This is a genomic window from Brevibacillus sp. FIR094 (assembly GCF_050477165.1).
Taxonomy (GTDB): Bacteria; Bacillota; Bacilli; order Brevibacillales; family Brevibacillaceae; genus Brevibacillus.
The window spans coordinates 1-19,318 of the sequence record NZ_JBEAES010000032.1 but is presented as its reverse complement, the minus strand read 5'-3'; the positions used below and the strand labels follow the sequence as shown (position 1 = coordinate 19,318).

Genomic DNA, 19,318 nt, shown 5'->3' with positions numbered 1-19,318 from the left:
TCTCCAATAGATAGCGCTATTATACATGATTCCGTAAAAAAGCGTCAACCGAATCCAAGTTATTCCCTTCTCCATTTTTCGAATATTTTCGCTATTTCATCATTCAGCGTAATCCGCCTGGAGAAGCCGTCTTCTTGCGTTTTTTCGACTTGTTTCTTGATTTCTTTCCCCGCATTTTCCATATCGAGCAACAACTCCCGGGCAGATTTGCGCAAAGCTCCCTGCCCAAATATGACACGTTGTGACGTATAGTCAGAAGTTGCCACATAAATTTGTCGATTTTTATTGTGAAATTCGGAGACTAACTGCTCGATTTTTTCGTCAGCCGTCTCCTTTTTCTTCGTGAAATAGACTTCAACCTGGAAGTCTTCCATTTGACGGCCACTGCCAGGAACGTTGTACGCATCGAAAACGATGATAACTTTCGTCCCTGTGTAGCTCTGGTATTCTGCCATTTTTGCGATCAACTGATCACGCGCCTCGTCCATCCGCTCTTGATCCTTCAGCAGGCGCAGATCGGGCCAGGCACCGATGATATTGTATCCATCTACGATCAACAGCTGCTTGGCTTTTCGTTTCGACATGTCATTTCACCCGCGTTGGAATTGGACTCCTGGAGCGATAGACTTCATACATCAACAAGGCAGCTGCTACAGAAGCGTTGAGTGAGGTAACATTGCCCGCCATCGGAAGGCTGTACAGAAAATCACAGTTTTCCCGCACGAGGCGACTCATGCCTTTTCCTTCGCTTCCAATGACAATCGCGAGCGGCATTGTATAGTCGCCCTGGCGGAAATCTTGTTTGGCACTCGCGTCAGTTCCTGCGATCCAAACACCGCGTTCTTTGAGCTCTTCCATGGTACGAACCAAGTTCGTCACTCGTGCTACCGGCACGTAGTTGATCGCCCCTGCCGAAGCTTTTGCCACTGTTGCCGTAAGACTGACAGAACGTCGTTTTGGAATGATAACACCATGAGCACCGACTGCATCAGCTGTACGCATGATCGAACCGAGGTTATGCGGATCCTCCAGCTCGTCCAACAGCAAAATGAACGGCGCCTCGTTTTTTTCCTCTGCCCGCTTCAAAATATCGTCTACTTCTACGTAATCGTAAGCAGCAACAGAAGCTACTACGCCCTGATGGTTGTCCGTCGACACGAGCTGATCCAGTTTTTTGCGGTTCGCTGTCGTCACAATGACACCCTGTTCTTTTGCCAAAGCAAATACAGGTCCCATCAGATTTTTATTCGTTCCCTCTGCAACCCAAATCTTATTGATCGTACGACCCGATCGCAAAGCCTCGATGACGGGGTTTTTCCCCAAAATCCACTCTTCACTCATTTCATGATTCTCCTTCCACTATGGCAAAAGCCTGCTGCACAATTTCAGCGATCCGCTCTTCTTTTCCACTCAAGTACAGGTACCCGATCAATGCTTCAAAAGCCGTTGCATGACGGTAGTCGATAATATCGGCGTTTTTGGCACTGGAACCGGATTTGGCATTCCGCCCCCGCTTCACTACATTCAATTCTTCCTCTGGCAATGTGGGCATTAACGTCAACAACACATTGGCCTGTGCTTTCGCTGAAACATAGCTGTTGGCCGCCTTGTGGAGCTGGTTTGGTTTAACCAGCCCCTTGGCGATCAAATGATACCTAACACAATGCGAATAGGTAGCATCCCCGAGGAAGGCAAGCACGAGTGGATTTGTCAGATTAGGATCTCGGGTTAGTTCTTCTTTTTGCATCTATTTTCTTCGACCCCTTATTTTCGACGCCAGCGAACACCTTGTGGCGTGTCCTCCAGCACGATTCCTTTTGCTGCGAGCAGATCGCGGATTTCGTCAGAACGGGCAAAGTTTCTTGCTTTGCGAGCTTCTGTGCGCTCTTCGATCAACGCATCAATCTCACTATCCAACAGCTCCTGCTCTTCTGCCATTTCAAGACCAAGAACCTTCGTCAACTCCACCAATAAATCCATGTACGCACGAACTTCGGTTTCGCCTACATTTTGATAACGCAAATACAGGTTAGCTTCCTTCACCACGTCAAAAATAACGGTAATGGCATTCGCTGTATTGATATCATCATCCATCTCAGAAATGAAACGCTCACGAAGCTCTCCAATGATTCGTGCCTGCTCCTGCGCCTGATCATTCGGCTCTTCTGCGCGCACGGTATCTAGACGATGGGACAGATTCGTATACGCGGTCTTAATTCTATCTAGACCATTGGCCGCCTGTTCGATCAACTCTTCGCTAAAATTGATCGGGTTGCGATAGTGCCCTTGAAGCATGAAGAAGCGGATTAACTGACCGCCGAACTTCTCTGAAAGCTCACGTGCAAGCAAGAAATTCCCGAGGGATTTGGACATTTTTTCGTTATCGATATTGAGCATGCCGTTGTGTAGCCAATAACGAGCAAAGACTTTACCCGTAAAGCATTCCGACTGGGCAATTTCGTTCTCGTGGTGCGGGAACACAAGGTCTGTTCCGCCCGCATGGATATCGATTTCCTCACCCAAAAACTTCAGGGCCATTGCCGAGCACTCAATATGCCATCCCGGTCTTCCTTCGCCCCACGGACTGTCCCAGGTAACTTCTCCGGTCTTGGCCGCTTTCCAAAGGACAAAGTCCAGGGGATGTTCCTTTTTCTCGTTGATTTCTACACGAGCACCTGCCTGCAAATCATCCAACGGTTGATGCGAAAGCTTTCCGTATTCCTGAAAACGTCCCGTGCGGAAATAAACGTCACCTTCACTCTCGTAGGCAAAGCCTTTTTCAATCAGCCCTTGTACGAATTCAATGATCTCCGGAATTGTCTGCATCACTCGCGGTTGAATATCAGGTGGCGGTACGTTCAGTGCTTTCAGATCAGCATTGTACGCATCCGTGTATCGATCCGCCACTTCTTTGACAGTGACACCTTCTTGATTCGCCACCCGAATCAGTTTGTCATCTACGTCCGTAATATTTTGCACGAATGTCACTTCGTAGCCACGATATTTCAAGTAACGGCGCAGTGTATCAAATACAATGGCAGGGCGCGCATTTCCAATGTGGATGTAGTTGTACACGGTCGGGCCGCACACGTACATTTTTACCTTTCCTGGCTCCAATGTGTAAAACGGTTCCTTTCGCCGCGTCATCGTGTTAGTCAGCTGAATGCCCATCGTTCTTTTTATCCTCCCTCAAAAGCTCCAATTCTTTGCGTAATTGATCAATTTCCTTTTGCATCATACGAATCGTATCCGCTACCGGGTCTGGCATGTTTACATGGTCCAGATCATTTTTGACCCGCTTGCCATCCTGGATGACGATGCGTCCCTTGATTCCTACTACGGTCGAGTTAGGCGGTACCTCCTGCAAGACAACGGCACCAGCCCCTATCTTTGAATTATCGCCAATTTTGAAGGAGCCCAACACCTTTGCTCCCGTAGCAATAATGACATCATTGCCGATCGTAGGGTGACGCTTTCCTTTTTCCTTACCTGTTCCTCCGAGTGTAACCCCTTGATAAATCGTTACATGGTCTCCGATTTCGCACGTCTCTCCGATCACAACACCCATGCCATGGTCAATGAACAGGCCGCGGCCAATTGTTGCGCCCGGGTGAATCTCAATTCCCGTGAAAAAACGGGATAGTTGAGAGACAATTCGGGCGAGTGTACACAGCTCAGCCTTCCAGAGCCTGTGGGCAATCCGGTGCCCCCATATCGCGTGCAAACCGGAATAGGTCATAACGACTTCCAGCGTACTTCGCGCAGCCGGGTCTCGTTCAAAAACAGCATGAATGTCATCTCTCATCTGTGCTAACATTTTTGGGTGGCACCTCCTGCCTGATTTACCTGCTCACATTCAACCTCAATGCCAGGGTTCAAAAAGTTGTCTTTTCAGCATCGAGAAAGTAGCGAGAACCTGAAGAAGCGACTTTTTGAACTACCTTTCAAAAAAATAAAAAACGTCCCTATCCCCTCAAAACACGAAGGGACAGAGACGGGTTTACCGTGGTTCCACTCTGCTTAGATCGTCATCACTGTCGCGAAAAACTAACAACAGTCATGAGCAAATCTCGCTCATATCCCGATAACGGCGGGAAGCCGATGGCGCCTACTGATATCTTTTCAAAAAGATAGGTTCAGCTCATTGCTCACAGGGGCATTTCCATACAGGGCACACCAGATGGCTCTCACCTATCCATCCTCTCTGTAGATGTGCAGACTGTTGTACTTCTCCTGATCGTCGCATTCCTTATTTATAAAAGAAAACCAGCCATTACTTACTGACCGTTTGCAATTACTTGCTCTGCACGTGCAATCACCTTGTCACGTCCAAGCAGATACAACGTCTCCGCCAGATCGCGACCATGCGCCTGACCAGTTGCTCCTACGCGGACCGGCATGAACAATGCCTTGCCCTTGTGACCCGTTTCCTTTTGCACGTCTTTGAGTGCCGCTTTAATAACATCCACATTATATGCACCCTGGGCAGAAAGGTGTTTCACAAAGGAAGCAAGTACTTCCGGCAATTGCGGTTCTTTTAGCACCAGAGTTGCTTCTTCATCGTACACCACTTCGTCGAGGAAGAAAAGAGCCGCCAACGGAACGATTTGCGCACAGTAGGACATTTGCTCTTGGTACAGGCCTACGATACTGCGAACCCATTCGCGCTTCTCAGCAGACAAACTCTCTTCGATGAAGCCAGCTTTTTGCAGATGCGGGATACACATGTCTGTAATCATATCCAGCGGTTGACGCTTCAAATAGAAGTTGTTCATCCAGTTCATCTTCGTTGCATCAAACACAGCTGGCGACTTATTCACGCGGTCCATTGAGAACAGCTTGATCAGATCTTCCATTAAGAAAATCTCTTCTTCGCCACCTGGAGACCATCCCAAAAGAACAAGGAAGTTCACGATTGCTTCTGGCAAGAAGCCGAGGTCACGGTATTGTTCAATGAACTGAAGAATGCTCTCGTCGCGCTTGGACATCTTTTTGCCATCTTGGTTGAGGATCAGTGCCAAGTGAGCAAAGTCAGGCGCTTCCCATCCAAACGCTTCATAAATCATCAATTGACGAGGCGAGTTGGACAGATGCTCTTCTCCACGAATGACGTGGCTAATTTTCATCAAATAGTCATCCACTACAACAGCGAAGTTGTATGTAGGAATTCCATCCGGACGGCAAATAACGAAATCGCCCATCTCGTTGGAGTTAAATGTTACTTGGCCACGAATCAGGTCATTCACGACATACTCGCGATCATCCTGAACGAGGAAGTGAATGGATGGCACTCGCCCTTCTGCTTCGTATTGAGCACGCTGCTCGTCCGTTACATGGCGGTGCTTTTCCAGAATGCGTGGTGTCTCTCCACGCGCGAGCTGTTCCTCACGTTCTGCATCCAGCTCTTCTTTTGTCGCGTAGCAGTAGTATGCTTTGCCTTCTGCCAACAGTTGATCGATATATTTCCGATAAATGTCCAGGCGCTCTGTTTGACGGTACGGTCCATATGGTCCCCCAACGTCTGTACCCTCTTCCCATGTTACGCCGAGCCATTTCAGGTTTTTCATTTGCTCTTCGTCTGCATTTTCCTTATTGCGCGTTTGGTCCGTATCCTCAATCCGAACGATGAACGAACCACCGTGATGTTTCGCAAAAAGATAATTAAAGAGCGCTGTTCGCGCACCGCCGATGTGTAAATGCCCCGTAGGACTCGGCGCATAACGAGTGCGAATTTCTTTCGCCATTGGTAGCACCATCCTTATAAATGTAAAAGGCTATAACCTTAACCTAAGTAAAAACGTATCTAAGGCTTTATGTTACACCTTGCCCTTCTACTTGACAAGCAAGCATACTGCCTGTGCAGCGATTCCTTCCCCTCTGCCTGTAAAACCGAGTTTCTCGGAGGTAGTCGCTTTCACATTCACTTGCGAGAGATCTTCTGCCTCCAGCACGCGTGCAATGACCTCACACATTTGCGGGATGTACGGCGCCATCTTCGGCGCTTGGGCAATGATCGTTGCATCCACGTTTCCTAAACGGTAGCCGCGCTCCCGAACCAACTTCCATACATGCTCCAGCAGCTTTACGCTATCCGCATCCTTGAAAGCCGGGTCTGTATCTGGGAAATGACGGCCAATATCCCCCTCACCAATCGCTCCAAGAATCGCGTCACTAATCGCATGGAGGAGAACATCCGCGTCAGAATGCCCTAGCAAGCCTTTTTCATACGGGATGGTGACGCCTCCGATAATACATGGACGCCCCTCTACTAATTGATGCACGTCAAAACCTTGACCAATACGCATGAGCTATTCTCCCTTTCGTTTCCGCAATATCTCTTCACCAAACCACAGATCGTCTGGCGTAGTAATCTTAATGTTCTCATAGCTTCCGTGCATAATCGATACCGGATGACCCAGCCACTCAACCAACATCGCATCATCCGTACCCAGCTTCCCCGCTGCCTCTGCTGCCTGATGTGCCTCTCGCAATAAAGACATACGAAAAGCTTGTGGGGTTTGAACCGCCCACAAGCTTTCCCGTGCTGGGGTTGACTCTACAAGTCCTGTTGCCCCCACCACTTTAATCGTATCTTTGACAGGTACTGCCATGATCGTTGCCTGATCTTGTTGCACCTGTTTGATCATGTCACTGATCTGTTTGCGAGTGACGAAAGGACGGGCAGCATCGTGAACTAGTACGTAATCGCAATTTGCGGATAGTGATGCCAAGCCATTTCTCACACTGTCTTGTCGCTCTGCTCCACCCAGAGTAACCACAACCGTCAGCTTTTCAGCCGAGATCAAGGTCAATACTTCTGCGTAGTCTGCTTCACTCACCACTAGCACAACTTCATCAATGTTGGGATGAGTAGCAAAAAGACGTACCGTATGAGCCAAGATCGGCTCGCCCGCAAGCGGTAACCACAACTTGTTTCGTTGTCCACCCATTCGTTTACCCGAACCGGCTGCAACGATCACGACACCCGTACTCACTGATTCATCCCTCTCCTGTTGTCTTTTCTATAACGCTCGTTCCAGCAACTTTGGTTTGGCGAAGATCATACGTCCTGCTGAAGTTTGCAGTACACTCGTTACGAGAACATCGACGTCGTTCCCGATGTATTCTCGTCCGCCCTCTACAACAATCATCGTGCCATCGTCCAGATAAGCGACACCCTGACCGTGCTCTTTCCCATCCTTGATGACTTGAACGTTCATTTCTTCCCCAGGTAAAACAACAGGCTTGACTGCATTCGCCAAATCATTGATGTTCAAGACCCCAACACCTTGCAGCTCACATACCTTGTTCAAGTTAAAGTCGTTTGTTACGACCTTTCCGTTAATGAGCTTTGCGAGCTTGATCAGCTTGCTGTCCACCTCGGATACTTCTTCAAAATCGCCTTCCCAAATCTGAACCTTTACCTTCATTTCCTTTTGAATCTTGTTCAAGATATCCAGACCACGACGACCGCGGTTTCTCTTCAGTACATCGGAGGAATCGGCGATATGCTGCAGCTCCTCTAGCACAAATCCCGGAATAACCAGTACCCCTTCTAGAAAGCCGGTACGGCAAATATCTGCGATGCGTCCGTCAATGATGACACTTGTATCGAGAATTTTGTTTTCCAAGTTAACAGCAGTTGTTGCACTATCCTTTTTCTTATCCTTACGTCCAATCGAAAATACCGACATAATCTCGTCCCGCTTGCGAAATCCTACCTGGAAGCCCAAATAACCTAGCAACCCGGAAACGATTAACGGCAAAAGATCTCCTACAAATGGAATCGGAATTTTACTGATGGGCAGGAATAATAAGAATGCAATAATAAGACCACTAATCAACCCCATCGCTCCGAACATCACATCGACAACCGGCATTTTGACGAGTGTCTCTTCACCCCATCGAACGATGCGCAGAACATAATCCACAACCCAATTCGCTAAAAAGAAAAACAAGATGGCACCTAGTACAGCTCCAATATATTGCGATCCGGCTACTACACCAAAGTTTAACAGTGGATCGAGCAACGAAAACAGTTCGTCACCAAAGCGATACCCCAATCCGCCACCAATCAAAACAAAAATGAATTTTCCTACTCGGCGTAACATGCCTTCACCTCCTTTTACTAATATAGACAGAAGCCTAAAAGTAAAAACCTATTTTTTTCCAAATCATTATAATGCTTCATTTTACTTTCCCTCACTATAGCAAAAAAGATTTTGCCATGTCAAATAGCCAAAAATTTTAACATAGTTGTCATTTTCTCGTCAACCCGGGAACACTCGTTTCCTTCGATGATAAATTGACAGGGAGCTAACTCCCTTCTTATAATGTCAGTATCGTAATGATAGAAAATTTTGACGATACTACCAGCCTAAAGCAGAGGTGAACCAGATGGACAATCGAAACATAGACGACTTTCAAACGCAAGTATCCGAGCTTTTAATCAGACATCGTAGCGTACTGGACGTCATGTCCAAAGTTCAGGAAACGGCATCCCGTATTAACCGTTCACTGACAAAAGCCATCACCGAATGCGGCTGTGTCGAAGTGGTTGCCAAAAAACAGACGTATGATTCGAACAAGAATCTGGAGGACAACAAGTCCCATTTGGACACCCACTTTAACGGACCGCTGTGCGAGCATTGTCGCGATGTAGTTACTGCTGAACTTGGCAAAAACCTCTTTTACCTCACTGCCTTGTGCAATATTACTGACATTAAGCTAGAAGATGTGCTTCAGAAAGAATCCAACCGACTGAATACTTTGGGTGTCTTCAATCTGTCTTAAAAGTCCGTTACTCGTATTACGAATGAACCCTAAAAAAAGTTGCATACAAAAAAGAAAAACCCGCACATTGAAGTGTGGGTTTTTTTATGCCGTAACTATTCAAACGGTACGGATTCTTCCTCTTTGTTCTTACGCTTACGTAATTTTTTGACGAGAAAGTCAACGTTTTTTTTTATTCCGTACAATGCATAAAAAGCGAGTGGCAAGAAGACGATTTTTGGAAATTGCTGCGGATACTTAATCGCTACAACAACCACAATCGCGATGATAATGGGTGTGATCCAGTAAGCAGACTTTGGAATCCCCACTTTTTTAAAGTTAGGATACTTGACCTTTGATACCATCAAAAAGGCAAGTAGCAACATACTTACGGCAAGCAATACCGGAGTGAACACTTGGTGATAGAGTGCGAGCGTAGCCAGTACGCCCCCCGCTGCCGTAATCGGCAAACCGATGAAATACCCCGGAACCCCGGCCTGTACGTTAAAACGCGCCAAACGCAGCGCACCACAGATCGGAAAAATGGCTGTAATGAGAATCCCAAGCAAATCAAAGTGTTGCAAGACGACAACATACATGATGAACGCTGGCGCAATCCCAAACGTAATGACGTCAGAAAGTGAATCCAGTTCCTTTCCGAACTCGCTTTGGGCATTCAACATACGAGCTACACGTCCATCCAGCCCGTCTGCCAGCATACCAATGATCACTGTGATCGCTGCATATTCGACGTATTGATCGCCTCGAAACGCAAGAATAATTGCTAAAACTCCCAGAAACAAGTTGCTTACGGTTAGTATGTTCGGTAACGATTTCACGAACATAGACTACCTCCTGATTTCTTTTGCGTAAGGAGCAGGTTATCCTGTCGACCTTGTTTTTATCCAAGTCCCCTAGGCAAATGCTGAATACAAATAATGCCTTTATCCTATTCTACTTTAAATGTGTCTGTCAATGAACACTTGTTCTTGAATCCGTTTCAGCCCCTCTTTAATCGCTCTCGCTCGGACCTCGCCAATGCCTTCCACTTCGTCTAATTCCTGAATCGTTGCCATCATGATTCGCGGCAGATGATGAAAATGCTCTACCAGATTTGAGATGATCGTAACGGGCAAACGCCGGATCTTGTACAGGATCCGATAACCTCTAGGGGAAACGGACTCATCCAGCATACTGGCATTGGAGGAATACCCCAGCGTTCGCAAAAAAGAAGTGAGTTCCAGCATTTCCTCCGAGTTCAATTTTTTCATGTCCCGCAGCACGAGATCAGGCGAATAGGATGGATCTCGGGAATAATCCCGGATAAGCATGTGTGCCTCTTCCTCAATGTTTGAAACCAGTTCTTCCAACTGCATACTGACGAGCCTTCCTTCTACCCCTAGCTCACATATGTACTTGGAGACCTCTGTCTTAATACGTAACACCATCTCAATCCGTTGCAAAACCGAGGCAACTTCGTGTAAAGTAACGAGCTCCTCGAATTCTAACGCACCGAGATTCGTCAATGTTTGATCAAGTACGGCCTTGTATTTCTCAAGGGTAGATACAGCCTGATTCGCCTTGGCCAAAATGACACTGATTTCACTTAAGACATACCGGAAATTCCCCTGGTACAGCGTGATCACATTGCGACGCTGAGAGATAGCAATGACCAGATGGTTCGTTTGAATGGCTGTCCGTTGCGCTGTACGATGCCGTGTCCCCGTCTCGCTCGTAGGGATTGAGGAGGGTGGGAAGATTTGCGTATTCGCGTACAGGATGCGTTTTGCGTCTTCACTTACTATAATCGCCCCATCCATCTTCGCTAATTCATACAAATGGGCAGGAGAAAAATCACAATTGATGGAAAAACCGCCATCGACGATCGTCTTCATCTCTGGACCGCACCCAATGACGATCAAGCCCCCGGTTTTAGCCCGTAAAACATTTTCCAATCCTTCACGAAGCTGTGTACCGGGTGCCACGAGACGAAGCACATCACCGAATTGCGGAGCTCTTTTGATGTTCCCCTGCATGCCCACTCCTACCTCCTTATCACCTCGTTCAACGCATCGGCAATATTGCTCACACCAATTACTTGAATATCTGCTGGCGCATCCAGACCGCGGATGTTTTTCTCCGGGATGATAACACGCTTAAAGCCTAACTTATGTGCTTCTCGTACTCGTTGCTCAATACGTGAGACACCGCGCACCTCACCAGTCAGGCCAATTTCTCCGATAACGACATCATGCGGATTGGTAGCGTGGTCACGGAAACTGCTAGCAATGCTTACGGCAATCGCCAAATCAACCGCTGGCTCATCCAATCTGACACCGCCTGCTACGTTTACATACGCATCCTGATTTTGCAGCATCATGCCCATGCGCTTTTCCAACACTGCCATGATCATCGCCACACGCTGATGATCGACCCCTGTTGCCGTTCTCCGTGGGGTTACAAAGCTAGTCGGGGCAACGAGAGCTTGTAGCTCAACCAAAACGGGACGTGTGCCCTCCATGCTGGCTACGACCGTGGAACCCGCAACACCAAATGGACGCTCTGCCAAAAATATCTCAGAAGGATTCGCCACTTCCTCCAAACCGCGATCCTTCATCTCGAAAATACCGATTTCGTTTGTCGAACCAAAGCGGTTTTTGACGGCGCGCAAAATTCGAAACGTATTGTGGCGCTCCCCTTCAAAATAGAGAACAGCATCTACCATGTGCTCAAGCATACGCGGACCGGCGATGGAGCCTTCCTTGGTAACGTGACCGACAATGAAGGTACCAATTCCTTTCCCTTTTGCAATCCGCATCAATTGGGCAGTCGCCTCCCGCACTTGTGCGACACTTCCAGCAGCCGATTGGATCGTCGGGTGAAACACGGTCTGGATCGAGTCAATAATCAGCACATCCGGGTCTACTTGATTAATATGCTGTTCGATCAAATCCAAATCATTTTCTGCCAATACAAACATCGGCGGCGTTTGCAAATGGAGTCGATCCGCGCGAATTTTGATTTGTTTTGCCGACTCCTCTCCAGATACATAGAGAACCTTCGCCCCTTGATGAGCCAAGGCAAAAGATGTCTGCAAAAGCAATGTCGATTTTCCGATTCCGGGGTCCCCCCCAACTAAAATGAGTGAACCCGGAACAAGTCCGCCACCAAGAACACGATTCAATTCTCCGATTGTCGTATCCATGCGTGGCTCTTCTTCACTGGCTACCTGGGTCAATGGAATCGCAGATTGGCGCTGGCCGCCGCTCATCCCTTCGTGACGATGTGCAGTTTTTACCGTCACTTCCTCCACCAAGGTGTTCCAACTGCTGCACCCTGGGCATTTTCCCATCCATTTTGGCGATTCATAGCCACATTCTTGACACGCGTATTTCGTTTTATACTTTGACATAGTCGCACCCTCACTTGGATTTCTTTCTCTACTTTTATCATAATTACGCGCCCAAAAAAAGAATACCTCCCGAATCAGGAGGCATTCTATTACGTTTCAACCCAGCTTATGATTTCGTTTTTTCGAGACGCTTAACAACCAGCTTGCCTTCTTCGGCTTCGATATTGACGGTATCGCCTTTACTAATCGTGCCCTTGAGCAATTCCTCGGACAAATTATCCTCGATGTGGCGCTGGATAGCACGACGCAGCGGGCGTGCACCATAGGCCGGATCAAAGCCTTCTTTTGCCAATACTTTCTTGGCTTCTTCGGTCAATTGGAAATCAATGTCTTGCTCTTTCAAACGTTTACGCAGCTCATCTGTCATGAGAGATACGATTTGCTCGATGTGCTCTTGCTCCAAAGAGTGGAATACGATGACTTCGTCGATACGGTTCAAGAACTCAGGACGGAAGCTCTTCTTCAGCTCATCCATGACTTTGTCCTTCATATCCTGATACTTTCTTTCCGAATCGTTGGTCGTGAAGCCGAGCGTCGTATTTTTCTTGATCATGCTGGCTCCGACGTTGGAAGTCATAATGACAACCGTATTGCGGAAATCGACGGTACGTCCCTTGGAGTCCGTCAGACGACCATCATCCAATACTTGTAGCAGGATGTTGAATACGTCTGGATGAGCTTTCTCGATTTCGTCCAGCAAAATGACGGAGTAAGGCTTGCGACGCACTTTTTCGGTCAGCTGACCACCTTCGTCAAAGCCTACATAGCCAGGAGGGGCACCTACCAGACGAGCGGTGGAATGCTTCTCCATGTACTCGGACATATCTACACGAATCATGGCATCCTCGTCGCCGAAAAGCGTCTCTGCAACGGCACGAGCCAATTCGGTTTTACCCACACCGGTAGGTCCCAGGAAGATAAACGAGCCGATCGGGCGTTTCGGGTCTTTTAAACCAGCACGGGCACGGCGGATCGCACGCGAGATGGATTTGACTGCTTCATCTTGGCCAATGACGCGATCGTGCAAAATCTCTTCCATCTTCAGCAAGCGCTCGGTTTCTTCTTCCTTCAGTTTCAACACAGGGATACCCGTCCAGCTCGCCACTACTTGTGCGATGTCTTCCGGCGTAACCTCCATGTTCAGCTGGCCTTGGCGCTCTTTCCAGTCTTTTTTCGTTTTATCCAGTTCTTCGCGCAGCTTTTGCTCCTGATCGCGAAGTGCTGCTGCTTCCTCGAATTCTTGTGATTGTACGGCAGCGTCTTTTTCCTTGCGCACCTCTTCCAGACGTCCCTCCAGCTCTTTGAGGTTTGGTGGAACCGTAAAGGATTGCAAGCGAACTTTGGATGCCGCCTCGTCGACCAAGTCGATTGCCTTGTCAGGCAGGAAGCGTTCCGTAATATAGCGGTCAGACAGTTTTACTGCCTGCTCGATTGCTTCATCGGTAATTTTGACACGATGGTGGGCTTCGTAACGATCACGAAGGCCATGCAGGATACGAATCGCATCCTCCGCCGTCGGTTCATCAACCTGAATCGGTTGGAAACGACGCTCCAGTGCCGCGTCTTTTTCGATGTACTTGCGATATTCATCCAGCGTAGTGGCACCTACGCACTGTAGCTCGCCACGTGCCAGAGCAGGCTTCAAAATGTTGGAAGCATCAATTGCGCCTTCTGCTCCACCCGCACCAATCAAGGTATGCAGCTCATCAATAAACAGGATGATGTTTCCTGCTTGGCGAATTTCGTCCATGATTTTTTTCAGACGATCTTCGAACTCACCGCGATACTTGGTTCCCGCAACAACGGTTCCCATATCGAGTGTCATGACGCGCTTATCACGAAGGGTCTCTGGAATTTCGTTGTTCACGATTTTTTGGGCAAGACCTTCTGCGATAGCTGTTTTCCCGACGCCAGGCTCCCCAATCAAAACAGGGTTATTCTTAGTACGTCTGCTAAGTACTTGGATCACACGCTCGATTTCTTTTTGGCGACCGATGACCGGGTCCAACCCACCATCACGAGCGATTGCTGTCAGATCCCTTGCCAAGCCGTCCAATGTCGGCGTATTCGCCGCTGGGTTCCCTCCAGACGGTTGATGAGATGCCATCATTTCCGAGCTGCCAAGAAGCTGGAGCACCTGTTGACGTGCCTTGTTCAGGCTAACGCCCAAATTGTTCATGATTCTCGCAGCAATGCCCTCTCCTTCACGAATCAAGCCAAGCAAAATATGTTCAGTCCCCACATAGGTATGACCCAGTTTGCGGGCTTCGTCCATCGATAGTTCAATAACCTTTTTGGCGCGAGGTGTATAGTTTGGTGTGTAATTACTACCGGACTGCTCTGTTCCTCGCCCGATTAACGACTCCACTTCACTCTGGATTTTATCGAGGCCAAGCCCAAGTGATTGCAGTGCCTTCGCCGCAATCCCTTCGCCTTCTCGAATAAGTCCCAGCAGCACATGCTCTGTCCCAATATCTTTGTGTCCGAGACGAACCGCCTCTTCCAGGGCAAGCGCCAGTACTTTTTGTGCTCGTTCTGTAAAACGTCCAAACATCATATCGTACACCTCCGTATAACCGTGTTTTTTCTCTATAGGTTAACAATTGCGTGATACCATTACGTTACTCTTGTGATTCTACTATGCGCAGACGTTCGCGGATCAGCCTGGCCCTTCTTTCGTCGCGTTGGTCCGGAGTGAGCTTTTGTCCAGCGTGGTGCTGTAAAAACCCTGGCTGTGTCGTGACTAACAGTTCGTTTAGGACCAGCGGAGATACATTAGGAATGATGCCTAGATCAATCCCCAGACGTACATCGGACAGACGCTGAGCTGCCTCCTTGGACTCTACCGTGCGAGCGTACATCAGGATGCCATACGACCGAAAAATCCGATCCTCCAAAGAAACCCGAGTATGCTCCAGCAAATAAGCACGTGCCACACGCTCTTGCTCAATAATTTGTCTAGCTACACCGTAGAGATTGGAAAGGATATCCGACTCAGACATCCCCAGTGTGACCTGATTGGATAACTGAAAAAGATTCCCTAGAGCTTCGCTGCCCTCTCCGTAAATTCCTCTAACGACTAGACCAACTTGATTAATTGCCTGTAAAATTCTGCTGATCTGCTGCGTCATCACCAGAGCCGGCAAGTGCAACATCACAGATGCACGAATTCCCGTACCCACATTGGTTGGGCAGCTTGTCAGATATCCTCGTGTTTCGTCGAAAGCGTAGTTCAAGTTTTTCTCAAAAATGTCGTCTAACTTCGTTCCTATTTCCCATGCCTCGTTCAAACGAAACCCGGGTAATAGTACCTGTATTCGAATGTGGTCTTCTTCATTAACCATAATGCTGACGGACTCATCTTCACGAAGTAATACGGCACCTTTGCGAGATTCCTCTGCCAGATGAGGGCTAATCAGATGCTTTTCAACGAGCACCCTTTTTTCTAACGGGTTAATTTGGTCCATTTGGATGACCTGAAGCTGATGCCTTTTGCGCATTGCCTCCGAATCGCTTACTTCCGTTACCTTTCTGACGACTTCCTCGCCCTGCGAGTCCGTTGCCATTAACGGAAAGGGGTGCTGGCGCAGGTTACGGGCGATACGCAGCCGTGTACTAATGACAATGTCGGAATCAGGACCTTCTCCTTTCATCCAATTGCTCCACGGGTTTTGCATAAACTGCTTTTGGGACATAACCAGCTAACCTCCCTTGCTACGATTGGGCCATTTTTTGTTCCAATGCTCGAATTCGATCACGCATTTCTGCTGCCTTCTCGAACTCTTCACTGGCGACATGACTTTGCAGCGCTTGCTTTAGTTGCTCCAGCTCTTTACGGATCTTCAGTTTGCCACCGGTACGCTCTGGTACTTTTCCACTATGCTGTGTGTTTCCGTGAATCCGGCGGAAAAGGGGGTCCAGTCGATCACCCAAAAAGGTGTAGCAATCACTACAGCCAAATCGGCCGCTTTTACTAAATTGAGAATATGTGAGTCCACATGTTTCGCATTGAAGCGGCTTATTCGTTGCCGTTTCGCGTCCATTCTTTTGCATGGGATCAAATTTTAAAAGTCCTGACAGGAGATTGTTGATGCTGAAGTTGTGAAAGCCGGTAAAGACGTCCCCTTTTTCATGAGCACACTGCTCGCAAATATGGTATTCGGTTTTTTCGCCATTGACGATTTTCGTCAAATGAAGTGTCGCCGGTCGTTTTCCGCATTCCTCACAGTTCACAACATCATACCTCCTTTTACTTCAACAAGATTGCTGCGATCATCTGCTTTAAAATATTTGCCCGCAAACGATCCCGCAATTCAGCTTCTAGCGTCAATACGTTTCGCGAGGTAGCGATTTTCATCAAGGTGGCTTCTCTGATGTTGACTAATCCTTCTTCTAATAGTCTTTCTACGATCGCGTTTCCCACGCTCTGACTAATGCTCTCACCAATCAGTTCTTCTGTTAGCAATTCCTGCAAGCGTGCTTTGCTGACAATCTGCACCTTGCGTATGCGAATATACCCGCCGCCCCCGCGCTTACTCTCTACAATGTATCCTTTTTGAACGGTAAAGCGCGTATTGATGACGTAATTGATCTGAGACGGCACACATTGAAAATGGTCGGCAAGCTCACTACGCTGAATCTCGATCAATCCATTGGGACTGTTTGTAATGATGCTTTTCAAGTGATGTTCAATGATGTCCGAGATGTTACGCAAGTCATCGCCTCCTATTCCTCTGTGTATGTTCTTATGAGGTTGCCTATTGACTTTGACTATCTTTGACGTTAATTATAATGGGTTTAGTGCGTACCCGCAAGTGTCCCTTACACATTCTAGTGTGGGCAAAAGAAGGTCGCTTGAAACTTGGACATGATCAACAAAAAAACCACTCCCTGAGGAATGGTTTATGTTTGTTCTTGTGTATTGGTGTCGATTGATGGCAAATGATTCAGTAGCTGAGTGAAGCTGGTAATGATGACATCTGCCCCATCAAGCTCGCCTGGTTTGGCAAAACCAAAGTCGCATCCAATGGTAAATAAACCGTTTGTCTTGCCTGCTTCCACGTCGGAGTGACGATCTCCTACCATGATGGCCTGCCCGATTTTGTAATCAGACAACAATTTTGCAACCAGGTCATTTTTGGAATGTGTACGGAAACGGCCGGCTGAGTACAGATCGGTCATCAGCGGCTTTAACTCGTATTCCTCACAAATGGCATCGATGTACTCTTCCTGCCCATTGCTTGCTACAAACAAAACAAATCCTTTCTCACGTAGCGTTTCCAAGGTTGATTTTACATCCGGATATAGCTCGGTCACTCTTTCTTTGAGTAACTGGATTTCATTATCTAGCAAGAAAGCGTCTGCTGAGCGAATGGCTTCTTCACTCGCGCCCGGTAGCAATTTGTCCCAGATCTGCTCAATCGTCATTCCCAGTACATTGATCAGTTCACGCTCGTCAGGGGTTTCCCCTTGCCATAGCCCTTTTTGACGAAGCTGGTCAAACGTTCGAATAAATGCGGGTGTCGACAACTTTTCTGTTTGCAGTAACGTGCCATCCATATCAAATAATATGGCGAATGGTACAGTCATGGGTTCCTCCATTTTGTCTGGCTAGGCAGCTATTCTACTTCTCCTGGCAACATATTCATATCATCCATGATAAACTCGGTAATTCGTTGTGCAGCATCTGGCTTCGAGATTTTCTGTCCCATTCTGCGCATATAGTCCACCTTGGACGGGCTATGCAATAGTTCATCGATAAAGTAAATCAATTGCTCCGACAGATTGGCATGTACCGCACATCCATTATTGAGCAAAAAGTGGCTGTTCCTCTCTTCCTGTCCAGGCAGAGGGTTGTAAATAATCATGGGTACCCGTTTACTCATTACTTCAGCTGATGTAAGTCCGCCTGATTTGGTGACAATTAAATCAGCCGTCTCCAAGTATTCGTGGAAGTTATTGATGAATTTTAGTGGAACGACTTCATGGCGATACGTACGGTTTATCACTTTATTGTACAGCTTGTCATTTGTCCCTGTTAACACAAAGGTTTTCAGAGGAATGTTAATCTCTTCTAGCCCATCTAATACCTTTTCCATCGAGCCGAGACCCAATCCGCCCCCTGAAAGAATAATGCTCTTTTGTCCAGGAGCGAGGCCTAGCTTTTGTCGAATCAAATCAGGGTCCAATGGCAAGCTGAATTTTTTCATGATGGGTATGCCCATCGGAATGAATTTTTGATGGTCCTGTCGATAAACATCTAACAGGTAATACAGTTGTTCATGGCCGATGAAGTAATAATTGATATGGTGATTAATCCATGAAGGATGGATGGTATAGTCAGTAATGATCGTATAGATTGGTTCCTTCCAATCATTTCTCCCTTTCAGTACGGAGAGCATACAACTTGCAAACGGATGCGTAGCAATAAAGGCATCAGGCTGTACACTGTTGATCAGCTTTTTCAGTTTGTTTGCCAATAATTTATTCATCAGCACATTCATATCGAAGAAACGGGTTTTTTCTGTATTATGGTAAATTCTCCCCCACATCTTGGGTGACAGCCTTAACAGATTCATATAGCTTTCCAGCAAAATCTTGTGAAAGGTGGGGCTAATATATTCCAACGTATCGATGATCATTGATGTGCAACCACTCTCAGCCAAGCTTTCTTGCATGGCCCGCGCTGCCTGGTTGTGTCCGTTACCGATGGAAGCGGAAAAGATTAGAATTTTTTTCATGAACGATTCTCCTTCATAACCTCGCCTACTCCAACGCCTGGATCAGCTACCTTCTCATGTTAGTCTACCCCAAGACCCGTCTGCAAGAGGGAACTTGTCGGTCATTCGGCCTAACTTATCGACAAAATAATCGCGAGTTTGACTTTTTGCTATAAAAACGAAAAACCTCCTTACCCATTCTGGGGTAAAGAGGTTAGTTTCATTCCCTGAAAACTGAATACGCATGATTGCTAAGTGTGTGGATAAGTCCTCGACCGATTAGTATTCGTCAGCTCCACGCGTTACCGCGCTTCCACACCGAACCTATCAACCTCATCGTCTATGAGGGGTCTTACCAGCTTGCGCTGTGGGAAGTCTCATCTTGGAGGGGGCTTCACGCTTAGATGCTTTCAGC

At 47.5% G+C, this 19,318-nt stretch carries 19 protein-coding genes, 1 rRNA gene and 1 other annotated feature; of the genes, 1 reads left to right on the top strand and 19 read right to left on the bottom strand.

All coding sequences use genetic code 11. From position 1 onward, the window contains the following. Positions 1–59 precede the first annotated feature (59 nt). The 9 genes from ACQ5DJ_RS23175 to ACQ5DJ_RS23135 all read right to left on the bottom strand — a co-directional run bounded on the left by ACQ5DJ_RS23175 (position 60) and on the right by ACQ5DJ_RS23135 (position 8,111). A complete protein-coding gene (locus ACQ5DJ_RS23175; RefSeq protein WP_429844512.1) occupies positions 60–584 on the bottom strand; it encodes an NYN domain-containing protein in 525 nt (174 codons plus the stop codon). A 1-nt stretch (position 585) separates the two neighbouring features. Beyond that, positions 586–1,341 carry a 23S rRNA (guanosine(2251)-2'-O)-methyltransferase RlmB gene (gene rlmB / locus ACQ5DJ_RS23170; RefSeq protein ID WP_012683967.1) on the bottom strand — a complete coding sequence of 252 codons (756 nt, stop codon included), beginning with the start codon at positions 1,339–1,341 and terminating at the stop codon, positions 586–588. Between the two features lies 1 nt (position 1,342). Then, a complete protein-coding gene (locus ACQ5DJ_RS23165) occupies positions 1,343–1,747 on the bottom strand; it encodes a Mini-ribonuclease 3 (protein ID WP_429844511.1) in 405 nt (134 codons plus the stop codon). A gap of 17 nt (positions 1,748–1,764) precedes the next feature. After that, a complete protein-coding gene (gene cysS, locus ACQ5DJ_RS23160; RefSeq protein WP_429844510.1) occupies positions 1,765–3,171 on the bottom strand; it encodes a cysteine--tRNA ligase in 1,407 nt (468 codons plus the stop codon). Continuing rightward, positions 3,152–3,817, bottom strand: coding sequence for a serine O-acetyltransferase (gene cysE, locus ACQ5DJ_RS23155; RefSeq protein ID WP_429844509.1), 666 nt, complete (start codon positions 3,815–3,817; stop codon positions 3,152–3,154). Before cysE ends, cysS begins: the two co-directional genes overlap by 20 nt. Positions 3,818–3,987: 170 nt before the next feature. After that, positions 3,988–4,250, bottom strand: a binding site (T-box leader). Positions 4,251–4,277: 27 nt separating this feature from the next. Then, the gene (gene gltX / locus ACQ5DJ_RS23150) at positions 4,278–5,744 is read right to left on the bottom strand and encodes a glutamate--tRNA ligase (protein ID WP_429844508.1); all 1,467 of its coding nucleotides are present in this window, start codon (positions 5,742–5,744) and stop codon (positions 4,278–4,280) included. Positions 5,745–5,831: 87 nt separating this feature from the next. Beyond that, complete coding sequence (gene ispF / locus ACQ5DJ_RS23145; protein WP_017247030.1) at positions 5,832–6,305, bottom strand: 2-C-methyl-D-erythritol 2,4-cyclodiphosphate synthase; 474 nt, start codon at positions 6,303–6,305, stop codon at positions 5,832–5,834. A gap of 3 nt (positions 6,306–6,308) precedes the next feature. Continuing rightward, a complete protein-coding gene (ispD, locus tag ACQ5DJ_RS23140) occupies positions 6,309–6,995 on the bottom strand; it encodes a 2-C-methyl-D-erythritol 4-phosphate cytidylyltransferase (protein WP_429844507.1) in 687 nt (228 codons plus the stop codon). 27 nt (positions 6,996–7,022) lie between these two features. After that, entirely contained in the window at positions 7,023–8,111 is a 1,089-nt protein-coding gene (locus ACQ5DJ_RS23135) for a PIN/TRAM domain-containing protein (protein ID WP_327949153.1), read from the bottom strand. A gap of 286 nt (positions 8,112–8,397) precedes the next feature. Here ACQ5DJ_RS23135 and ACQ5DJ_RS23130 point away from each other — a divergent pair, with 286 nt between their 5' ends. Next, positions 8,398–8,793 (top strand): hypothetical protein, encoded by a 396-nt coding sequence (locus ACQ5DJ_RS23130; protein WP_007716195.1) that lies wholly within the window; start codon positions 8,398–8,400, stop codon positions 8,791–8,793. Between the two features lie 95 nt (positions 8,794–8,888). Here the strand turns inward: ACQ5DJ_RS23130 and pssA are convergent, their stop codons facing one another. The 10 genes from pssA to ACQ5DJ_RS23080 form a co-directional block, all read right to left on the bottom strand. After that, complete coding sequence (gene pssA / locus ACQ5DJ_RS23125) at positions 8,889–9,617, bottom strand: CDP-diacylglycerol--serine O-phosphatidyltransferase (RefSeq protein WP_017247027.1); 729 nt, start codon at positions 9,615–9,617, stop codon at positions 8,889–8,891. A 114-nt stretch (positions 9,618–9,731) separates the two neighbouring features. Continuing rightward, complete coding sequence (gene disA, locus ACQ5DJ_RS23120) at positions 9,732–10,808, bottom strand: DNA integrity scanning diadenylate cyclase DisA (RefSeq protein ID WP_144618225.1); 1,077 nt, start codon at positions 10,806–10,808, stop codon at positions 9,732–9,734. An 8-nt stretch (positions 10,809–10,816) separates the two neighbouring features. Then, the gene (gene radA, locus ACQ5DJ_RS23115) at positions 10,817–12,184 is read right to left on the bottom strand and encodes a DNA repair protein RadA (protein ID WP_429844506.1); all 1,368 of its coding nucleotides are present in this window, start codon (positions 12,182–12,184) and stop codon (positions 10,817–10,819) included. 106 nt (positions 12,185–12,290) lie between these two features. Then, a complete protein-coding gene (locus tag ACQ5DJ_RS23110) occupies positions 12,291–14,741 on the bottom strand; it encodes an ATP-dependent Clp protease ATP-binding subunit (RefSeq protein WP_106841303.1) in 2,451 nt (816 codons plus the stop codon). Positions 14,742–14,805: 64 nt separating this feature from the next. Beyond that, the gene (locus ACQ5DJ_RS23105) at positions 14,806–15,879 is read right to left on the bottom strand and encodes a protein arginine kinase (RefSeq protein WP_429844505.1); all 1,074 of its coding nucleotides are present in this window, start codon (positions 15,877–15,879) and stop codon (positions 14,806–14,808) included. A gap of 19 nt (positions 15,880–15,898) precedes the next feature. Then, positions 15,899–16,417, bottom strand: a complete 519-nt coding sequence (locus ACQ5DJ_RS23100; RefSeq protein ID WP_007716182.1) for a UvrB/UvrC motif-containing protein — start codon at positions 16,415–16,417, stop codon at positions 15,899–15,901. A gap of 16 nt (positions 16,418–16,433) precedes the next feature. Next, positions 16,434–16,898 (bottom strand): CtsR family transcriptional regulator, encoded by a 465-nt coding sequence (locus tag ACQ5DJ_RS23095; protein WP_144618231.1) that lies wholly within the window; start codon positions 16,896–16,898, stop codon positions 16,434–16,436. A gap of 188 nt (positions 16,899–17,086) precedes the next feature. After that, entirely contained in the window at positions 17,087–17,773 is a 687-nt protein-coding gene (locus ACQ5DJ_RS23090; protein WP_429844504.1) for an HAD hydrolase-like protein, read from the bottom strand. Positions 17,774–17,802: 29 nt separating this feature from the next. Then, the gene (locus ACQ5DJ_RS23085) at positions 17,803–18,924 is read right to left on the bottom strand and encodes an MGDG synthase family glycosyltransferase (RefSeq protein WP_144618235.1); all 1,122 of its coding nucleotides are present in this window, start codon (positions 18,922–18,924) and stop codon (positions 17,803–17,805) included. A 238-nt stretch (positions 18,925–19,162) separates the two neighbouring features. Further along, positions 19,163–19,318 (bottom strand): 23S ribosomal RNA (locus ACQ5DJ_RS23080); the annotation flags it as partial.

Excerpts from the sequence above, each read along its gene's own strand:
- ACQ5DJ_RS23175 (WP_429844512.1), bottom strand. The coding sequence starts at position 584 with ATGTCGAAACGAAAAGCCAAGCAGCTGTTGATCGTAGATGGATACAAT.
- rlmB (WP_012683967.1), bottom strand. The coding sequence starts at position 1,341 with ATGAGTGAAGAGTGGATTTTGGGGAAAAACCCCGTCATCGAGGCTTTG.
- ACQ5DJ_RS23165 (WP_429844511.1), bottom strand. The coding sequence starts at position 1,747 with ATGCAAAAAGAAGAACTAACCCGAGATCCTAATCTGACAAATCCACTC.
- cysS (WP_429844510.1), bottom strand. The coding sequence starts at position 3,171 with ATGGGCATTCAGCTGACTAACACGATGACGCGGCGAAAGGAACCGTTT.
- cysE (WP_429844509.1), bottom strand. The coding sequence starts at position 3,817 with ATGTTAGCACAGATGAGAGATGACATTCATGCTGTTTTTGAACGAGAC.
- gltX (WP_429844508.1), bottom strand. The coding sequence starts at position 5,744 with ATGGCGAAAGAAATTCGCACTCGTTATGCGCCGAGTCCTACGGGGCAT.
- ispF (WP_017247030.1), bottom strand. The coding sequence starts at position 6,305 with ATGCGTATTGGTCAAGGTTTTGACGTGCATCAATTAGTAGAGGGGCGT.
- ACQ5DJ_RS23135 (WP_327949153.1), bottom strand. The coding sequence starts at position 8,111 with ATGTTACGCCGAGTAGGAAAATTCATTTTTGTTTTGATTGGTGGCGGA.
- ACQ5DJ_RS23130 (WP_007716195.1), top strand. The coding sequence starts at position 8,398 with ATGGACAATCGAAACATAGACGACTTTCAAACGCAAGTATCCGAGCTT.
- pssA (WP_017247027.1), bottom strand. The coding sequence starts at position 9,617 with ATGTTCGTGAAATCGTTACCGAACATACTAACCGTAAGCAACTTGTTT.
- disA (WP_144618225.1), bottom strand. The coding sequence starts at position 10,808 with ATGCAGGGGAACATCAAAAGAGCTCCGCAATTCGGTGATGTGCTTCGT.
- radA (WP_429844506.1), bottom strand. The coding sequence starts at position 12,184 with ATGTCAAAGTATAAAACGAAATACGCGTGTCAAGAATGTGGCTATGAA.
- ACQ5DJ_RS23110 (WP_106841303.1), bottom strand. The coding sequence starts at position 14,741 with ATGATGTTTGGACGTTTTACAGAACGAGCACAAAAAGTACTGGCGCTT.
- ACQ5DJ_RS23105 (WP_429844505.1), bottom strand. The coding sequence starts at position 15,879 with ATGTCCCAAAAGCAGTTTATGCAAAACCCGTGGAGCAATTGGATGAAA.
- ACQ5DJ_RS23090 (WP_429844504.1), bottom strand. The coding sequence starts at position 17,773 with ATGACTGTACCATTCGCCATATTATTTGATATGGATGGCACGTTACTG.
- ACQ5DJ_RS23085 (WP_144618235.1), bottom strand. The coding sequence starts at position 18,924 with ATGAAAAAAATTCTAATCTTTTCCGCTTCCATCGGTAACGGACACAAC.